The 15987-nt window shown below is 68.3% G+C and carries 20 protein-coding genes and 1 pseudogene; 6 read left to right on the top strand and 15 right to left on the bottom strand.

Annotation, left to right across the window (positions count from 1 at the left end; all coding sequences use genetic code 11):
* From rpoA to infA, 6 genes are all read right to left on the bottom strand, one after another.
* Window positions 1–562 (bottom strand): DNA-directed RNA polymerase subunit alpha (rpoA, locus tag ADBZ5U_RS07735; protein WP_526264066.1); only part of this gene is annotated, 562 nt, incomplete at its 3' end.
* A gap of 126 nt (window positions 563–688) precedes the next feature.
* Window positions 689–1294 (bottom strand): 30S ribosomal protein S4, encoded by a 606-nt coding sequence (gene rpsD, locus ADBZ5U_RS07730; RefSeq protein WP_526264064.1) that lies wholly within the window; start codon window positions 1292–1294, stop codon window positions 689–691.
* Between the two features lie 14 nt (window positions 1295–1308).
* On the bottom strand, window positions 1309–1725 hold the full coding sequence (gene rpsK, locus ADBZ5U_RS07725; protein ID WP_526264062.1) for a 30S ribosomal protein S11: 417 nt from the start codon (window positions 1723–1725) through the stop codon (window positions 1309–1311).
* A 2-nt stretch (window positions 1726–1727) separates the two neighbouring features.
* A complete protein-coding gene (gene rpsM, locus ADBZ5U_RS07720) occupies window positions 1728–2102 on the bottom strand; it encodes a 30S ribosomal protein S13 (RefSeq protein ID WP_526264060.1) in 375 nt (124 codons plus the stop codon).
* Between the two features lie 178 nt (window positions 2103–2280).
* On the bottom strand, window positions 2281–2394 hold the full coding sequence (gene rpmJ, locus ADBZ5U_RS07715; protein ID WP_003879483.1) for a 50S ribosomal protein L36: 114 nt from the start codon (window positions 2392–2394) through the stop codon (window positions 2281–2283).
* A gap of 44 nt (window positions 2395–2438) precedes the next feature.
* Window positions 2439–2660, bottom strand: a complete 222-nt coding sequence (gene infA, locus ADBZ5U_RS07710; RefSeq protein ID WP_213516935.1) for a translation initiation factor IF-1 — start codon at window positions 2658–2660, stop codon at window positions 2439–2441.
* Between the two features lie 190 nt (window positions 2661–2850).
* On the opposite strand from infA, the gene rfbB reads away from it, so the two are divergent.
* The 5 genes from rfbB (at window position 2851) to mmsB (ending at window position 8112) form a co-directional block, all read left to right on the top strand.
* Entirely contained in the window at window positions 2851–3861 is a 1011-nt protein-coding gene (rfbB, locus tag ADBZ5U_RS07705) for a dTDP-glucose 4,6-dehydratase (protein ID WP_526264058.1), read from the top strand.
* 1 nt (window position 3862) lies between these two features.
* The gene (gene rfbC / locus ADBZ5U_RS07700; RefSeq protein WP_526264056.1) at window positions 3863–4435 is read left to right on the top strand and encodes a dTDP-4-dehydrorhamnose 3,5-epimerase; all 573 of its coding nucleotides are present in this window, start codon (window positions 3863–3865) and stop codon (window positions 4433–4435) included.
* 77 nt (window positions 4436–4512) lie between these two features.
* The gene (locus ADBZ5U_RS07695) at window positions 4513–6033 is read left to right on the top strand and encodes a CoA-acylating methylmalonate-semialdehyde dehydrogenase (RefSeq protein WP_526264054.1); all 1521 of its coding nucleotides are present in this window, start codon (window positions 4513–4515) and stop codon (window positions 6031–6033) included.
* Window positions 6034–6043: 10 nt separating this feature from the next.
* Window positions 6044–7207, top strand: coding sequence for an acyl-CoA dehydrogenase family protein (locus ADBZ5U_RS07690; RefSeq protein ID WP_526264052.1), 1164 nt, complete (start codon window positions 6044–6046; stop codon window positions 7205–7207).
* Between the two features lie 35 nt (window positions 7208–7242).
* Window positions 7243–8112 carry a 3-hydroxyisobutyrate dehydrogenase gene (gene mmsB / locus ADBZ5U_RS07685; protein ID WP_526264050.1) on the top strand — a complete coding sequence of 290 codons (870 nt, stop codon included), beginning with the start codon at window positions 7243–7245 and terminating at the stop codon, window positions 8110–8112.
* Here mmsB and ADBZ5U_RS07680 read toward each other — a convergent pair.
* The 5 genes from ADBZ5U_RS07680 to secY form a co-directional block, all read right to left on the bottom strand.
* Window positions 8084–8746 (bottom strand): class I SAM-dependent methyltransferase, encoded by a 663-nt coding sequence (locus tag ADBZ5U_RS07680; protein WP_526264048.1) that lies wholly within the window; start codon window positions 8744–8746, stop codon window positions 8084–8086. The genes mmsB and ADBZ5U_RS07680 overlap by 29 nt on opposite strands.
* 192 nt (window positions 8747–8938) lie before the next feature.
* Entirely contained in the window at window positions 8939–9424 is a 486-nt protein-coding gene (locus ADBZ5U_RS07675; RefSeq protein ID WP_526264046.1) for a MarR family winged helix-turn-helix transcriptional regulator, read from the bottom strand.
* 3 nt (window positions 9425–9427) lie between these two features.
* Entirely contained in the window at window positions 9428–10225 is a 798-nt protein-coding gene (map, locus tag ADBZ5U_RS07670) for a type I methionyl aminopeptidase (protein ID WP_526264044.1), read from the bottom strand.
* Window positions 10226–10227: 2 nt separating this feature from the next.
* Window positions 10228–10779, bottom strand: coding sequence for an adenylate kinase (locus tag ADBZ5U_RS07665; protein ID WP_526264042.1), 552 nt, complete (start codon window positions 10777–10779; stop codon window positions 10228–10230).
* The gene (secY, locus tag ADBZ5U_RS07660; RefSeq protein ID WP_526264040.1) at window positions 10776–12101 is read right to left on the bottom strand and encodes a preprotein translocase subunit SecY; all 1326 of its coding nucleotides are present in this window, start codon (window positions 12099–12101) and stop codon (window positions 10776–10778) included. Before secY ends, ADBZ5U_RS07665 begins: the two co-directional genes overlap by 4 nt.
* A 226-nt stretch (window positions 12102–12327) precedes the next feature.
* Between secY and ADBZ5U_RS07655 the strand changes: the two genes are divergently transcribed.
* Window positions 12328–13242 carry an SAM-dependent methyltransferase gene (locus tag ADBZ5U_RS07655; RefSeq protein ID WP_526264038.1) on the top strand — a complete coding sequence of 305 codons (915 nt, stop codon included), beginning with the start codon at window positions 12328–12330 and terminating at the stop codon, window positions 13240–13242.
* Here the strand turns inward: ADBZ5U_RS07655 and sppA are convergent.
* The 4 genes and pseudogenes from sppA to ADBZ5U_RS07635 form a co-directional block, all read right to left on the bottom strand.
* On the bottom strand, window positions 13239–14999 hold the full coding sequence (sppA, locus tag ADBZ5U_RS07650) for a signal peptide peptidase SppA (RefSeq protein ID WP_526264036.1): 1761 nt from the start codon (window positions 14997–14999) through the stop codon (window positions 13239–13241). The two genes, ADBZ5U_RS07655 and sppA, sit on opposite strands and share 4 nt — an antisense overlap.
* A gap of 108 nt (window positions 15000–15107) precedes the next feature.
* Complete coding sequence (gene rplO, locus ADBZ5U_RS07645; RefSeq protein WP_526264034.1) at window positions 15108–15569, bottom strand: 50S ribosomal protein L15; 462 nt, start codon at window positions 15567–15569, stop codon at window positions 15108–15110.
* Window positions 15566–15766 carry a 50S ribosomal protein L30 gene (gene rpmD / locus ADBZ5U_RS07640; RefSeq protein ID WP_526264032.1) on the bottom strand — a complete coding sequence of 67 codons (201 nt, stop codon included), beginning with the start codon at window positions 15764–15766 and terminating at the stop codon, window positions 15566–15568. The genes rplO and rpmD overlap by 4 nt, the downstream gene beginning before the upstream one ends.
* Before the next feature lie 2 nt (window positions 15767–15768).
* Window positions 15769–15987: pseudogene (locus tag ADBZ5U_RS07635) on the bottom strand (30S ribosomal protein S5); the annotation flags it as partial.

Genomic DNA, 15987 nt, shown 5'->3' with positions numbered 1-15987 from the left:
CGGTGCGCTGCTCGACGCGGGTGGCCTCCACCTTGTAGGTCACCTTGAGCACCGGGGAGTAGATCGAGTCGACCGGGATACGGCCGATCTCCGCGCCCGAGGCCTTGTTCATGACGGCCGGCACGTAACCGCGGCCGCGCTCGACGACGAGTTCGATCTCCAGCTTGCCCTTGTCGTTCAGGGTCGCGATGTGCATGTCCGGGTTGTGCACGCTGACCCCGGCCGGCGGCACGATGTCGCCCGCGGTGACCACGCCGGGACCCTGCTTGCGCAGGTACATGGTGACCGGCTCGTCCTCGTCGGAGGAGACGACCAGACCCTTGAGGTTCAGGATGATGTCGGTGACGTCCTCCTTGACGCCGGGCACGGTGGTGAACTCGTGCAGCACGCCGTCGATGCGGATGCTGGTGACGGCCGCGCCCGGGATGGACGACAGCAGCGTGCGGCGCAGCGAATTGCCGAGGGTGTAGCCGAATCCCGGCTCCAGCGGTTCGATGACGAACTGTGAGCGGTTCTCGGCGAGGGTCTCTTCGCTGAGTGTGGGTCGCTGAGAGATCAGCATGGCGGTTTCCATCTCCTTCTCGGCACCCGCTATTTGATGCCGTTTGGGTTTTTCTCCGATGTGAGCCCCCGAAGGGGCCGTCCATCTCTTGGGGGGTACGCGGGGGGCTCGCCCCCCGCGGGCGGGTTACTTCGAGTAGAACTCGACGATGAGCTGCTCGGTGAGCGGGACGTCGATCTGGGCGCGCTCGGGCAACTGGTGGACCAGGATGCGCTGGCGCTCGCCGACCACCTGCAGCCAGGCCGGGATCGGGCGGTCGCCCGCCACCTCCCGGGCGATCTGGAACGGCACGGTGTTCAGCGAGTTGTCGCGAACGTCGACGATGTCGTACTGCGACACCCGGTAGCTCGGGACGTTGACCTTCACCCCGTTGACGGTGAAGTGCCCGTGGCTGACCAGCTGGCGGGCCATCCGCCGGGTCCGGGCCAGCCCGGCCCGGTACACGACGTTGTCCAGCCGGCTCTCCAGGATTCGCAGCAGGTTCTCGCCGGTCTTACCGGTCTGGCGATTGGCCTCTTCGTAGTAACGGCGGAACTGCTTCTCCATGACGCCGTAGGTGAAGCGGGCCTTCTGCTTCTCCTGCAGCTGGGTGCGGTATTCGCTCTCCTTGATCCGCGCGCGGCCGTGCTGGCCGGGCGGGTAGGGGCGCTTCTCGAAGGACTGGTCGCCGCCGACGAGGTCGACGCCGAGCCGGCGCGACTTGCGGGTGGCAGATCCGGTGTAACGAGCCATAACTCAATTCCTCCCTAGACCCGGCGCCGCTTGGGCGGACGGCAACCGTTGTGCGGCTGCGGCGTGACATCGGAAATCGCGCCCACCTCGAGGCCGGCCGCCTGCAGCGAGCGGATCGCGGTCTCCCGGCCGGAGCCCGGACCCTTGACGAACACGTCGACCTTCTTGACGCCGTGCTCCTGAGCCTTGCGGGCGGCGTTCTCGGCGGCCAGCTGTGCGGCGAACGGGGTGGACTTGCGCGAGCCCTTGAAGCCGACGTGACCCGAGGAGGCCCACGCGATCACGTTGCCCTGCGGGTCGGTGATCGACACGATCGTGTTGTTGAACGTGCTCTTGATGTGGGCGGCGCCGTGCGGGACGTTCTTCTTCTCCCTGCGGCGGGTGGTCTTGGCCTTCTTGGCGCCGGAGGCGGCCTTCTTAGGAGGTGCCATGGTTACTTAGCCTTCTTCTTGCCGGCGATGGTGCGCTTCGGGCCCTTGCGGGTTCGCGCGTTGGTCTTGGTCCGCTGGCCGCGCACCGGCAGCCCGCGCCGGTGCCGCAGACCCTGGTAGCAGCCGATCTCGATCTTGCGCCGGATGTCGGCCTGCACCTCGCGGCGCAGGTCGCCCTCGACCTTGAGGTTGCCCTCGATGTAGTCGCGCAGCTGGGTCAGCTGATCGTCGGTGAGGTCCTTGCTCCGCAGGTCCCGGTCGATACCGGTGGCCGCCAGAATCTCCTGGGAGCGGGTACGGCCGATGCCGAAAATGTAGGTCAGCGCGATCTCCATGCGCTTGTCGCGCGGAAGATCGACGCCCACTAGACGTGCCACAGGGCTGTATTCCTTCTTCTATGCGGAGGTGTCGTTCCCAGACCGTTCCCTCGGCTTGCGCTTTCGGGGTCCGGCCTCCGTTCCGGACGTGACACCCCGCGTCCCGGGGTGGTGGTTCTGGGAGGTCTGCATTCAGTTGTGTCGGGCCGGCTTGGCGGCCCGCATCGCCGTCGGACGTCTAGCCCTGGCGCTGCTTGTGGCGCGGATCGGAGCAGATCACCATGACCCGCCCATGCCGGCGGATCACCCTGCACTTGTCGCAGATCGGCTTGACGCTCGGGTTCACCTTCACGGCTCGTTGATCCTGTTCTACTCAAGTCGTTCGTGGATACGGGCTTACTTGTACCGGTAGACGATGCGGCCCCGGGTCAGGTCGTAGGGGGAGAGCTCCACCACGACCCGGTCCTCGGGCAGGATGCGGATGTAGTGCTGCCGCATCTTGCCGCTGATGTGGGCGAGCACCTTGTGGCCGTTCTCCAGCTCAATGCGGAACATCGCATTGGGCAGAGGCTCGACCACCCGGCCCTCGACCTCGATGGCACCGTCTTTCTTGCCCATATCCTCACTAAAATCTCTACGTTGTCTGGTTGGCAGCGTCCGCCCGACTGCACGACGTGGGTCTCCCGGGGCGGGGTGGATGTTCCCGGACTGGGCACGCAAGAGCCGGCGCGATACCGCACCGTTGCCCCACGATACCCGCTCGCCGCCCGCTCGCCAAAATGGCGCCCTTCCCCGATATGGTCGAAGGATGCGGCTGCTGGTCACCGGCGGCGCCGGATTCATCGGCGCGAACTTCACCCACCGCACCGTCGCCGAGCGCCCCGGGGTCACCGTGACGGTGCTGGACGCCCTGACCTACGCCGGCAGCCGGCCGGCGCTGGAGGGCCTGGGCGAGGCGGTCCGACTGGTGGAGGGCGACCTCGTCGACACCGCGCTGGTCGACCGGCTGGTGGCCGAGTCCGACGCGGTGGTGCACTTCGCGGCCGAGACGCACGTCGACAACTCGCTGGCCGGCCCGGCGCCGTTCCTGCACAGCAACGTAGTGGGGACGTTCTCGGTGCTCGAGGCGGTGCGCCGGCACCGGGTCCGACTCCACCACGTCTCCACCGACGAGGTCTACGGCGACCTCCCCCTGGAAAATCCGGCGGGGGGCGACCCGGTGCGCTTCACCGAGGCCACCCCGTACAACCCGTCGAGCCCCTATTCGGCGACCAAGGCCGCCGCGGACATGCTGGTGCGGGCCTGGGTGCGGTCATACGGCGTCGCGGCCACCATCTCCAACTGCTCGAACAACTACGGGCCGTTCCAGCACATCGAGAAGTTCATCCCGCGCCAGATCACCAACGTGCTCACCGGCCGGCGACCGAAGCTGTACGGGGCCGGCGCCAACGTGCGGGACTGGATCCACGTCGACGACCACAACGCGGCGGTCTGGCGGATCCTGGAGGCCGGCCAACCGGGACGCACCTATCTGATCGGCGCCGACGGCGAACGCGACAACATCTCGGTGCTGCGGCTGATCCTGCGGCTGATGGACCGCGATCCCGACGACTTCGACCACGTCACCGACCGGGCCGGGCACGACCTGCGGTACGCCATCGACGCGTCGGCGCTGCGCACCGAGCTGGACTGGGCGCCGAAGCACACCGACCTCGCCGAGGGCCTGCGGGCCACCATCGACTGGTACCGCGACAACGAGTGGTGGTGGGGCCCGCTCAAAGCCGAGGTCGAGGCCCGCTACACGGAACGCGGTCAGTGACATGGCATTTCGAGCGTTGTCCATCCCCGGCGCCTGGGAGATCACCCCGCAGCGGCATGAGGACGGCCGCGGGACCTTCTTCGAGTGGTTCACCGAGCGCGACTTCGCCGCGATGACCGGAGGCCGGTTCGATGTCCGGCAGGCCAACTGCTCGGTGTCGGCGGCCGGGACGATGCGGGGCCTGCACTTCGCCGAGTCGCCGCCCGGCCAGGCCAAGTACGTCACCTGCGTGCGCGGCGCGGTGTTCGACGTCGTCGTCGACATCCGGGTCGGCTCCCCCACCTACGGCCGGTGGGACTCGGTGCTGCTCGACGACGTCGACCGGCGCACCGTGTACCTGGCCGAGGGCCTGGCGCACGGCTTCCTGGCCCTGCGGGACGACTCGACGGTGATGTACCTGTGCTCGACTCCCTACGACCCGGTGCGCGAACACACCATCTGTCCGACCGACCCCGCGATCGGCATCGGCTGGCCGATGCCGGCGTCCGAACTGCTGCTGTCCGACCGCGACGCCGCCGCCCCGGCGCTTGCCGAGGTCCGCGCGGCGGGACTGTTGCCCACCTGGTCGGTCTGAAGCGACTTTGTCGCAGGCAGACACCTGTACTAGGATATGCAAGTATTCCCGCCCCTCCCTGTTTCGAAGGCAGTTACATGACCCCACAGATCCAGCACTTCATCGACGGTCGCCGCAGCCCACTGGCCAGCACCCGCACCGCCGACGTGTTCAACCCCAGCACCGGCAAGGTGCAGGCCCAGGTGTTACTGGCCTCGGCCGCCGACGTCGACACCGCCGTCGCCTCCGCCGTGGAGGCGCAGCGGGAATGGGCGGCGTGGAACCCGCAGAAGCGCGCCCGGGTGCTGATGAAGTTCATCGAGTTGGTCAACGCCAACGCCGACGAGATCGCCGAACTGCTCTCGCTGGAGCACGGCAAGACCGTCGCCGATGCACTGGGCGACATCCAGCGCGGCGTCGAGGTCATCGAATTCGCCACCGGCATACCGCATTTGATGAAGGGCGAGTTCACCGAGAACGCCGGCCCCGGGATCGACGTCTACTCCATCCGCCAGCCACTCGGCGTGGTCGCCGGTATCACCCCGTTCAACTTCCCGGCGATGATCCCGCTGTGGAAGGCCGGCCCGGCACTGGCGTGCGGCAACGCCTTCATCCTCAAGCCCTCCGAGCGCGATCCCTCGGTGCCGCTGCGGTTGGCCGAACTATTCCTCGAGGCAGGTCTGCCGCCGGGGGTGTTCCAGGTCGTGCAGGGTGACAAGGAGGCGGTGGACGCCATCCTGGCCCACCCCGACATCAAGGCCGTGGGCTTCGTCGGCTCCTCCGACATCGCGCAGTACATCTACTCCGGGGCCGCCGCGCACGGCAAGCGCGCGCAGTGCTTCGGCGGCGCCAAGAACCACATGATCGTGATGCCCGACTCCGATCTGGACCAGGCCGTCGACGCACTCGTCGGCGCGGGCTACGGCAGCGCCGGCGAGCGGTGCATGGCGATCAGCGTCGCGGTGGCGGTCGGCGAGGAGACCGCGAACCGGTTGCGCAACAGGCTGGCCGAACGGGTCGAGCACCTGCGGGTCGGCCACAGCCTGGACCCCAAGGCCGATTACGGACCACTGGTCACCGAGGCCGCCCTGGACCGGGTGCGCGGCTACATCGACGCGGGCGTCGCCGAGGGCGCGGAAATCGTCGTCGACGGCCGCGAGAAAGCCAGCGCCGAACTGACTTTCGGCGACGAGAGCCTCGAGGGTGGGTTCTTCATCGGGCCCACCCTGTTCGACCACGTCACCACCGACATGTCGATCTACACCGACGAGATCTTCGGTCCGGTGGTGTGCATCGTGCGGGCCAAGAACTACGAGGAGGCCCTCAAGCTGCCCAACGAGCACGAGTACGGCAACGGCGTGGCGATCTTCACCCGTGACGGCGACACCGCCCGCGACTTCGTCTCCCGGGTGCAGGTCGGCATGGTCGGGGTCAACGTCCCGATCCCGGTCCCGGTGGCCTACCACACCTTCGGCGGGTGGAAGCGGTCCGGTTTCGGCGACCTCAATCAGCACGGACCGACGTCGATCCAGTTCTACACCAAGGTCAAGACCATCACCGAGCGCTGGCCGTCGGGCATCAAGGATGGCGCGGAGTTCGTCATCCCGACCATGAAGTGATGTGCCCGCGATGAACTTCACATTGGACGAAGACGAACGGGTCATCACCGACACCGCCGCAGCCTTCGCGGCCAAACGCCTTGCCCCGCATGCCCTGGAGTGGGACAAGACCAAACACTTCCCGGTCGATGTGCTGCGGGAGTCCGCCGAGCTGGGCATGGGTGCCGTCTACTGCGGCGAGGACGTCGGCGGCAGCGGTCTGCGCCGACTGGACGCGGTGCGGATCTTCGAACAGCTCTCGGTCGCCGATCCGGTGATCGCGTCGTTCATCTCGATCCACAACATGTGCGCGTGGATGATCGACACCTACGGGACCCCCGAGCAACGCAAGTCCTGGATACCGCGTCTGGCGTCGATGGAACTGATCGCCAGCTACTGCCTGACCGAACCCGGCGCCGGGTCGGACGCCGCGGCGCTGCGCACCAAGGCCGTTCGCGACGGCGATCACTATGTCCTGGACGGCGTCAAGCAGTTCATCTCCGGCGCCGGCAGCTCGGACGTCTACGTCGTCATGGCGCGCACCGGCGCCGACGGACCGCGCGGCATCTCGGCCTTCATCGTCGAAAAGGGCACTCCGGGATTGAGTTTCGGCGCCAACGAGGAGAAGATGGGCTGGAACGCCCAGCCCACCGCACAGGTCATCCTCGAAGGTGTCCGGGTTCCCGCCGACGCCCTGATCGGCGGCCCGGAGTCCGAGGGCACCGGTTTCGGGATCGCGATGAACGGTCTCAACGGCGGACGGCTCAACATCGCCGCATGCTCGCTCGGCGGCGCCCAGGCGGCCTATGACAAGGCGGCGAAGTATCTGGTGGACCGGCACGCCTTCGGGTCTGCGCTGATCGACGAGCCGACCATCCGGTTCGCGCTGGCCGACATGGCCACCGCCCTGGAGACCTCCCGATTGATGCTGTGGCGGGCGGCGGCCGCTCTGGACGACGACGAGGCCGACAAGGTCACGCTGTGCGCGATGGCCAAACTGCACGTCACCGACTCCTGCTACGACGTCGCCGATCGCGCGCTGCAACTGCTCGGCGGGTACGGCTACCTGCGCGAGTACGGACTGGAGAAGATCGTCCGCGACCTCCGGGTGCACCGGATCCTGGAGGGCACCAACGAGATCATGCGCGTGGTGATCGGCCGCGCCGAGGCCACCCGCGCCCGCGCCGGGGCTTAACCGGCCTGGCGCCCAACCGAACGACAGGGAGACACATGACCACGATCGCGTTCCTGGGACTGGGCAACATGGGCACGCCGATGGCCGGCAACCTGGTCAACGCCGGCTACACCGTGCACGGCTTCGACCCGGTGCCCGCCGCCCGCGAGGCGGCGGCCGGCCAGGGCGTCACCCTCTGCGACACCGGGGCTGAGGCGGTCCGGGGCGCCGATGTGGTGATCACCATGCTGCCCAACGGCACCCTGGTCAAGGAGAGCTACGCGGAGGTCATGCCGGCCGCCGCCGCGGGCGCGTTGTTCATCGACAGTTCCACCATCTCCGTCAACGACGCCCGCCAGATCAACGGCTACGCCGACGAGCGCGGCTTCTCCCAACTCGACGCTCCGGTCTCCGGCGGCGTCAAGGGCGCCGCCGCCGGCACCCTGGCCTTCATGGTCGGCGGCGACGCCGAGGCCCTCGAGCGGGCCCGGCCGGTGCTGGAGGCCATGGCGGGCAAGATCATTCACTGCGGCAAGTCCGGGTCCGGGCAGGCAGCCAAGCTGTGCAACAACATGCTGCTGGCGGTGCAGCAGATCGCCGTCGGCGAGGCTTTCGTCCTCGCCGAGAAACTCGGCCTGTCGGCGCAGTCGCTGTTCGACGTGGTCACCGGCGCGACGGGCAACTGCTGGGCGGTGCACACCAACTGCCCGGTTCCCGGCCCGGTGCCGACGTCGCCGGCCAACAACGAATTCAGGCCCGGGTTCGCCACCGCGCTGATGAACAAGGACCTCGGGCTGGCGATGGACGCGGTGGCCTCCACCGGGGCCTCGGCCCCGCTGGGCAGCCACGCCGCACAGATCTACGCCGCCTTCGCCGAGGAGCACGCCGGACTGGACTTCAGCGCGGTGATCGAGACGCTGCGCTGAGCGCCCGCACAGCCTCGTCCTCAGTGACGCACCGGAACCAGGCGGGCGGCAGTCCGTCTGTGAACACGGTGGAGTACGTCTGCTCCGAGTAGGAGTCGGCATCCGCCACGGCTCGCCGGTCCTCCCTGGCGAAACCGGCCGGGCTCCAGATGACCGCCTGCGGATTCGCCCCGTCGGCGATGACGCGAAACTCGAGTTGCGGGTGATAGTCGCGGAGGGCGAACATCACCTTGTACACGTCACCGTGCCACGCGCGGCTGGTATCGCCGGTGGCATGGCGGGCCGCCAGCGCGGCGGCCCGGTCGGTCCGTGCGGAGTATTCGTCGCAGGGAACCACGTCGTCGACGACGATGACGGTGTGTGGATGGGCATGATCGAAGCAGTTCAGAAGATCCCGGTAGGTCTGATGCCAGTGGTGCAGGCCGTCGAGGTAGATCAGGTCGAACCGTATGCCGGGGTCGAGGTTGTCGAAGAATTCGTCCGAACCGCACGATGAAAACCGGCAACCCGGCGGCAGCAGGTTCAGATCCAACCTCGGGTGTGGGTCGACACCCCACTTGAACGGCAGGTCGACCGATACGAATGTCTTTCCTCTCGCCACTCCGATTTCGAGATAGGTGGAACGGGAGGGCATGCAGCGCCCCAACCGATTCATCAGCTTCGATGATCCCCTCCCAGGGGCTGACTGCAGGGCAGTCTCCAGATCTCGCGCAGTGCCTCCCGCACCGCGCGATCCCTTCATCCGATTTCGCAGTCGGCGCAACAGCACGACGGGCTTCGGCGAATTATCCTGTCCTGCAACTTCATACATGAGCAGATCTCCTCGTCAGAAGTCACCGACGTTTCGGCGCAGGGTTTCGATCGCACTGACCAGGGCCCGCGCTTGATCCGGCGACATCCCGATATCGGCGAACACCTGCCGATTGAGCGTGACGGTGGCGTCCTCGACCGTTGAACGCCCAAGATCGGTGATCTGCACCAGGGTGGTGCGGCCGTCGGTGGGATGCGGTACGCGCTGCACCAGGCCGTCGGTTTCCAGGCGGCGGATGGCGTGGGTGACGCTGGTCACGTGGACCTGCAATCGGTCGGAGGCCTTGGTGATGGGCAGTGCCCCGGAGCGACTGAAGGCCAGCAGTCGCAACAACTCGAACCGGGAGAAGCTCAGGTCGTAGGGGCGCAGCGCGTTCTCCACCCGGGCCAGCAGGATCTGGTGTGCCCGCATGACCGATGTCACCGCAACCATGCCCTCGGCGACGTCCCCCCAGCCTGCGCGCTCCCAGTTGGTCCTCGCCGCGGCGATGGGATCACTCACGGCTCAGACCGTCAGGATCCGCGGGCCGTCGTCGGTCACCGCGACGGTGTGCTCCCAGTGCGCGGCACGGGAACCGTCGGTGGTGACCACCGTCCAATCGTCCTCGAGGATGCGGGTTGCGGTGGTGCCGAGGGTCAGCATCGGCTCGATGGCCAGCACCGAACCGGCCACCAGAAACGGCCCGCGACCGGGTTCGCCCTCGTTGGGCAGGAACGGGTCCATGTGCATCTGGCGGCCGATGGCGTGGCCGCCGTAGCCGGCGACGATCCCGTACCGGCGGCCTTGGGCGTGCTCGGCCGCACGGGTGCCTTTCTCGATGGCGTGTGAGACGTCGGTCAGCCGGTTGCCGGGGATCATCGCCGCGATACCGGCCTCCATGGCCGCCCGGGTGGCCGCCGAGAGCGCCTCGTCGGCGGGGATCAGCCCACCGACCCCGAAGGTGACCGCGGCGTCACCGTGCCAGCCGTCCAGGATCGCGCCGCAGTCGATCGACACCAGGTCGCCGTAGACCAGTTCCTCGGCGACCGAGGGGATGCCGTGCACGACCCGGTCGTTCACCGAGGAACAGATGCTCGCCGGGAACCCGTGATAACCCAGGAACGACGGCGTCCCGCCGGCCTCCCGGATGACGGTTTCGGCGACATCGTCGAGATCTTTGGTGCAGACCCCGGGTTCGGCGGCCTCCCGGACGGCCCGCAGTGCGGCGGCGACCACCGCACCGGCGGCCGCCATCGCGTCGAGCTCACCGGCGGTTCGGGCCGGCACCGTTTTCCGGCCGCGCAATCCGGGCAGGGAGACCAAGGTCAGCGGCCGAGCAGGTGCAGAGCCCGATCGAAGACCTCGTCGAGGGTGCCGACGGCGTCGACCGTCTTCAACTCGTGCTCGTTCTCGTAGTAGTCCAGCAGCGGCGCGGTCTCGTCGCGGTAGACCCGGAACCGGTTGCGGATCACGTCCTCGGTGTCGTCGGCCCGGCCGCGGGCGGCGAGGCGCTCGACGAGCACCTCCTCGGGCACCCGCAACTCGAGCACGGCGTCCAGCTTGGAGCCGCGTCGCTCCAGCATGTCGTGCAGCGCCCGGGCCTGGTCGATGGTGCGGGGGAACCCGTCGAGGATGAACCCGGCGGCCGCGTCGGAATCGTTGAGCCGGTCGTCGACCAGGTCATTGGTCAGGCTGGTGGGTACCAGCTCCCCGGCGTCCAGGTAGTGCTTGGCCCGCACGCCCAGCTCGGTGCCGTTGCTGATGTTGTCCCGGAACAGATCACCGGTCGAGATGTGCGGGACGCCCAGCTTCTCGGCCAACCTGACCGCCTGGGTCCCCTTGCCCGCCCCCGGCGGCCCCAACAGGACGACTCTCACTTGAGGAACCCTTCGTAGTTGCGCTGCATCAGCTGGCTCTCGATCTGCTTAACCGTGTCGAGGCCGACGCCGATCATGATCAGCACCGCCGTACCGCCGAACGGCAGGTTCTGCACGCTACCGCTGTTGCCCACTTGGAGGAACAGGTTTGGCAGCACTGCGATGATGCCGAGGTAGATCGAGCCGGGAAGGGTGATCCGGTTCAGTACGTAGCTCAGATAGTCCGCGGTGGGTTTACCGGGGCGGATGCCGGGGATGAAGCCGCCGAACTTCTTCATCTCGTCGGCTCGTTCTTCGGGGTTGAAGGTGATCGAGACGTAGAAATAGGTGAAGAAGATGATCAGGCCGAAGTAGATCACGACGTAGATGGGGTCGGCCGGGTTGGTGAGGTGCTCGGCGACGAACCGGTCCCACCAGCCGTTTCCGGGGCCGCCGCGGCCGCTCTGGATGAGCTGGGTGATCAGGTGCGGGATGTAGATCAGCGATGAGGCGAAGATGACCGGGATGACGCCGGCCTGGTTGACCTTCAACGGCAGGTACGTCGAGGTGCCGCCGTACATCCTCCGGCCCACCATGCGCTTGGCGTACTGCACAGGGATGCGGCGTTGGCCCTGCTCGACGAACACCACGCCGATGATGATCGCCAGGGCTGCGACGCAGACCGCGGCGAACACGGGGCCGCCGCGGGTGTCCAGGATGGACTTGCCCTCGGCCGGGATGGCGGCGGCGATACCGGCGAAGATCAGCAGCGACATGCCGTTGCCGATGCCCCGTTCGGTGACCAGTTCGCCCATCCACATCACCAGGGCGGCGCCGGCGGTCATGACCAGCACGATGACGATAAGCGGGAAGATCGCCTTGCTGTCCAGGACGTCCACCGAGCAGTTCGGCAGCAGACCGCCGTTGGCGGCCAGCGCCACGATGCTGGTGGCCTGCAGAAGCGCCAGCGCGATGGACAGGTAGCGGGTGTACTGCGTCATCTTCGCTTGGCCCGCTTGTCCTTCTTTGCGCAACTCCTCGAAGCGCGGGATCACCACGGTGAGCAACTGCACGATGATGCTCGCGGTGATGTAGGGCATGACGCCAACGGCGAACACCGACAGCTGCAGGAGCGCGCCGCCGGAGAACAGGTTTATCAGCGAATAGATCTGCGCTCCGGCGCCGCCGCTGACCTCGTTGATGCACTGCTGCACATTGCCGTAGTTCACTCCGGGCGAAGGCAGCGTGGCGCCGGCCCGGTACAGGATCACGATGCCCAGGGTGAAGAGAATCTTCCGCCGAAGGTCGGCTGTCCGCAGCGACGAGATGAAAGCCGAGAGCACTCTTCCTCCTGGGCAGCCGCAATAGGGTCGCGACGTGCCGGTGCGGCTGGGCTGGCCAGCGTTGGCGGTAATCCTTGGTCAACGCACGCTTCAGCGCGCCTGATCAGTCTACGAGACTAACAGTTACCCGAGGCCGGCCGGGAATCGTCCCGGCCTCGACCCGCGGAACGCCGGGTGGGATGATTATGTTGGCTAACCAAACCCCGCCGATCCGGAAGAAGGCCGCATGACCGCCAGCCGCAGCGAGGGCGATTCCTGGGATCTGGCCTCCGGCGTGGGAGCCACCGCGACCATGGTGGCCGCCGGCCGGGCGATGGCCAGCCGGCCGGACCGCCGGCTGATCGACGACCCGTTCGCCGAGCCGCTGGTTCGCGCGGTGGGCATCCCGTTCTTCACCGACTTGCTCGACGGCCGCCTGGCGAGCTCACCTTTCGGCGACGACGGGGCGGAGCGAACAGAGGCGATGATCGCCGGAATGGCGATGCGCACCCGGTTCTTCGACGATCACTGCATCCGTGCGACGGCGTCGGGGATCCGGCAGGCGGTGATCCTGGCCGCGGGACTGGACTCCCGGGCCTATCGACTGCCCTGGCCCCCGGGCACCGTCGTCTACGAGATCGACCAGCCCGCCGTCGTCGACTTCAAGACCGCCACGCTGTCCGCATTGGGCGCCGAGCCCACCGCCGACCGTAGGACGGTGGGTGTGGATCTGCGGGGCGACTGGCCCGCCGCGCTGAGCTCGGCCGGCTTCGACCCCGCGACGCCGACCGCCTGGCTGGCCGAAGGTCTGCTGATCTACCTGCCGCCCGACGCCCAGGACCGGCTGGTCGACACGATCACCGCGCTGAGCGCCCCCGGCAGTGCGGCGGCCACCGAATACGTCCCGGGCATAGTCGATTTCGACGCCGAGCGGGCCGGGGAGATGTCGGCGAACCTGCGGGAGCGCGGCCTCGATCTCGACATGCCCGCACTGATCTACTCCGGGCCGCGCAATAACGTCATGGAGTATCTGCGCGGCGCCGGCTGGCAGGTCACCGGGGTGCCCGGCGACGAACTGTTCGCCCGCGCCGGTTTGCAGCCGCCGAACCGGGGTGATTACGACCCCCTCGGTGAGATCACCTACGTCAGCGCCACCCGCTAGAAACGCCAGTCCCCCAGCCACAGCGCCGTGCTGCCACTCAGGGATTGCTCGCCGCGCTGGATCAGGCCGGTGAACGCCGAGCCGAGCAGTCCGGCGGCGGCGTCGGACAGTGATGCGGCCGGCTGCGAGGATGCCCTGGGTCGCAGGTAATCGCGCACCGACGCGCCCGGGAAGGCCTTCAGTGCCACCTTGGCGTCGGCAACAAGGCCGGCGAGCACCTTCGCCCGCCGCACCGCGGCGCGCAGGCCGCCCAACTCGTCGACCAGTGCCCGCTCGAGCGCGTCGGCGCCGGTCCAGATCCGCCCCCGGGCCACCGCGTCGACGTCGGCGACCGTCATCCCCCGCGCCTGCGCCACCCGGCGCACGAAGTCGTCGTAGAACAGGTCGGCTTCGGCCTCGACCATCGCGCGCTGGTCATCGGTGAACGGCGCGTCCACCGACCAGGCGTCGGCATTGACGTTGGTGCGTACCGCATCCGAGCCGACCCCGAGCCGGTCCTTGAGCTCACGGGCGACGAGTTTTCCGGTCACCACCCCGATCGAACCGGTGACGGTACCGGGGTTGGCGACGATCTTGTCGGCGGCCATCGCGATGTAGTAGCCCCCGGAGGCCGCGACCCCGCCCATCGAGGCGACCACGGGCTTGCCGCCCTCGCGCACCCGTTGCACCTCCCGCCAGATCGTCTCCGATCCGGTGACCGCCCCGCCCGGGCTGTCCACCCGCAGCACCACCGCCTTCACCGAATCGTCGGCGGCGGCTTCGCGCAGCGCAGCGGCGATGGTGTCCGCCCCGGCGCTGCTCCGCGACAGCGGGATCCCCTGCGGACCGCCGCGGCCGCTGACGATGGGACCGGCGACCGTCACCACCGCGATGGCCGGTTTGCCCGGGCGGCCCGGGACGGACGGCCCGCCGGTCCGAGTCTGGGCGTAGCGGGACAGCAACAGGCGGGGCGGCGCGTCGTCGGAGTCCGGATCGTCGAGGCCTTGCGAGCCGACCAGTTCGGCGATCCGCAGATACGCCTCGTCGCGAAAACCGATGCGATCCAACAGCTTCGCCTCGCACGCGTCGTCGCGCAGCAACGGGGCCCGGTCGGCGAGCACGTTCAGCGCGGCGTTGTCCAGGCCGCGGGCCTCGGCGATGCCCTGCCACACCTGGGTCTGCAGGCTCTCGATGAGCCGGCTGTCGGCCTCCCGGTGGGCGTCGGTGTAGCGGTCCTGGGTGAAGAGGTTGGCCGCCGACTTGTACTCGCCGCGGGCCACGAACTGCGCCTGGACGCCGGCCTTGTCCAGCGCGTCCCGCAGGAACAGCGCGTGGGTGGCGAAGCCGACCAACCCGACTGTGCCCGACGGCTGCATCCATACCTCACCGAACGCCGAGGCCAGGTAGTAGGACAGCGTCCCCGGGTAGGTCTCGGCCCACGCCAGCGAGGGTTTGACCTTGGCGAAGGCGACGACCGCGTCCCGCAGTTCCTGGACCGCTGCAGGCGCGGCGGCCGAAAGCTGCACGCGGGCAATCATTCCCGCTATCCGATCGTCGTCGGCGCCGCGATGGATGGCGGCGACGGCGTCGCGCAGGGTCATCGGCCGGCCCGCGCCGGTGAGCAGCCTCAGCGGGTCGAATCCGGCGGTCTCCGGGGGCGCGGATTGCAGGTTCAGTTCGAGGATGCAGCCGTCGGGCACGCCGCGGTGGCGGGCGGTGTCCACGCGGCGGGCCAGTCCGCGCAGGTCGTCGGGAACGCCGGGCAGGAAGGAAGGCATGATCCGAGGCTACGTTTCCCGCGCGAGCAGACGCAAAGGGCCCCGACACGCCGAGGCGTGCGGGGCCTTTGCGTCTGCTCGCGGGGAACAGTGGGAACAGCGACCGGGTCAGGAGACCTCGGTGGCCGATCCCCCGGCCGCGGTGATCTTCTCGCGGGCGCTGCCGCTGAACTTGTGTGCGGTCAGGTTGACCCGCACCGTCAGCTTGCCATCGCCGAGCACCTTGACCAGTTCGTTCTTCCGAACCGCGCCCTTGGCGACCAGATCCGCGACGCCGACGTCGCCGCCGGCCGGGAACAGCCGGCTGATGTCGCCGAGGTTGACCACCGCGTACTCGGTGCGGAAACGGTTCTTGAACCCCTTGAGCTTGGGCAGCCGCATGTGAATCGGCATCTGCCCGCCCTCGAAGACCACCGGCACGTTCTTGCGGGCCTTGGTTCCCTTGGTGCCGCGACCGGCGGTCTTGCCCTTTGAGCCCTCACCGCGGCCGACGCGGGTCTTGGCCTTCTTCTCACCCGGGGCCGGGCGCAGGTCGTGCAACTTGATGACGCTGTCGGTGCCGTCGCTCATGAGTTCACCTCTTCAACTTCCACGAGGTGATGCACGACGTTGATCAGCCCGCGGGTCTGCGGGTTGTCCTCGCGGACCACCGACTGGCGAATCTTCTTCAGGCCCAGGGTCCGCAGGGTCTCACGCTGCTTCCAGCGCGCGCCGACGGTGCCACGCACCTGGGTGATCTTGAGCTGTGCTGATTCGTTCTGGGCCATGGCTATGCGCTTCCTTCACGCGCGGCGGCCGCCAGTGCCGCCTCGCTCTCGCGACGCGCCTTGAGCATGCCCGCGGGCGCCACGTCTTCGATCGGCAGACCGCGGCGGGCGGCCACCTCCTCGGGGCGCTGCAGCATCTTCAGCGCGGCCACGGTGGCATGCACCACGTTGATCGCGTTGTCGCTGCCCAGCGACTTGGCCAGCACGTCGTGCACGCCGGC

This window comes from Mycobacterium sp. (assembly GCF_040398885.1).
GTDB lineage: Bacteria > Actinomycetota > Actinomycetes > Mycobacteriales > Mycobacteriaceae > Mycobacterium.
Note: the sequence above shows the minus strand (reverse complement) of the source record. Positions and strands in the feature narration are given on the sequence as shown.

Bases quoted from the DNA above. Each gene is read 5' to 3' on its own strand.
- sppA (WP_526264036.1), bottom strand. From the start codon at position 14,999: ATGCCTTCCTTCCTGCCCGGCGTTCCCGACGACCTGCGCGGACTGGCC.
- mmsB (WP_526264050.1), top strand. From the start codon at position 7,243: ATGACCACGATCGCGTTCCTGGGACTGGGCAACATGGGCACGCCGATG.
- rfbC (WP_526264056.1), top strand. From the start codon at position 3,863: ATGGCATTTCGAGCGTTGTCCATCCCCGGCGCCTGGGAGATCACCCCG.
- rpmD (WP_526264032.1), bottom strand. From the start codon at position 15,766: ATGGCCCAGAACGAATCAGCACAGCTCAAGATCACCCAGGTGCGTGGC.
- ADBZ5U_RS07690 (WP_526264052.1), top strand. From the start codon at position 6,044: ATGAACTTCACATTGGACGAAGACGAACGGGTCATCACCGACACCGCC.
- ADBZ5U_RS07680 (WP_526264048.1), bottom strand. From the start codon at position 8,746: ATGCCCTCCCGTTCCACCTATCTCGAAATCGGAGTGGCGAGAGGAAAG.
- rpsK (WP_526264062.1), bottom strand. From the start codon at position 1,725: ATGGCACCTCCTAAGAAGGCCGCCTCCGGCGCCAAGAAGGCCAAGACC.
- ADBZ5U_RS07655 (WP_526264038.1), top strand. From the start codon at position 12,328: ATGACCGCCAGCCGCAGCGAGGGCGATTCCTGGGATCTGGCCTCCGGC.
- rfbB (WP_526264058.1), top strand. From the start codon at position 2,851: ATGCGGCTGCTGGTCACCGGCGGCGCCGGATTCATCGGCGCGAACTTC.
- rpsD (WP_526264064.1), bottom strand. From the start codon at position 1,294: ATGGCTCGTTACACCGGATCTGCCACCCGCAAGTCGCGCCGGCTCGGC.
- ADBZ5U_RS07695 (WP_526264054.1), top strand. From the start codon at position 4,513: ATGACCCCACAGATCCAGCACTTCATCGACGGTCGCCGCAGCCCACTG.
- infA (WP_213516935.1), bottom strand. From the start codon at position 2,660: ATGGGCAAGAAAGACGGTGCCATCGAGGTCGAGGGCCGGGTGGTCGAG.
- rplO (WP_526264034.1), bottom strand. From the start codon at position 15,569: ATGAGCGACGGCACCGACAGCGTCATCAAGTTGCACGACCTGCGCCCG.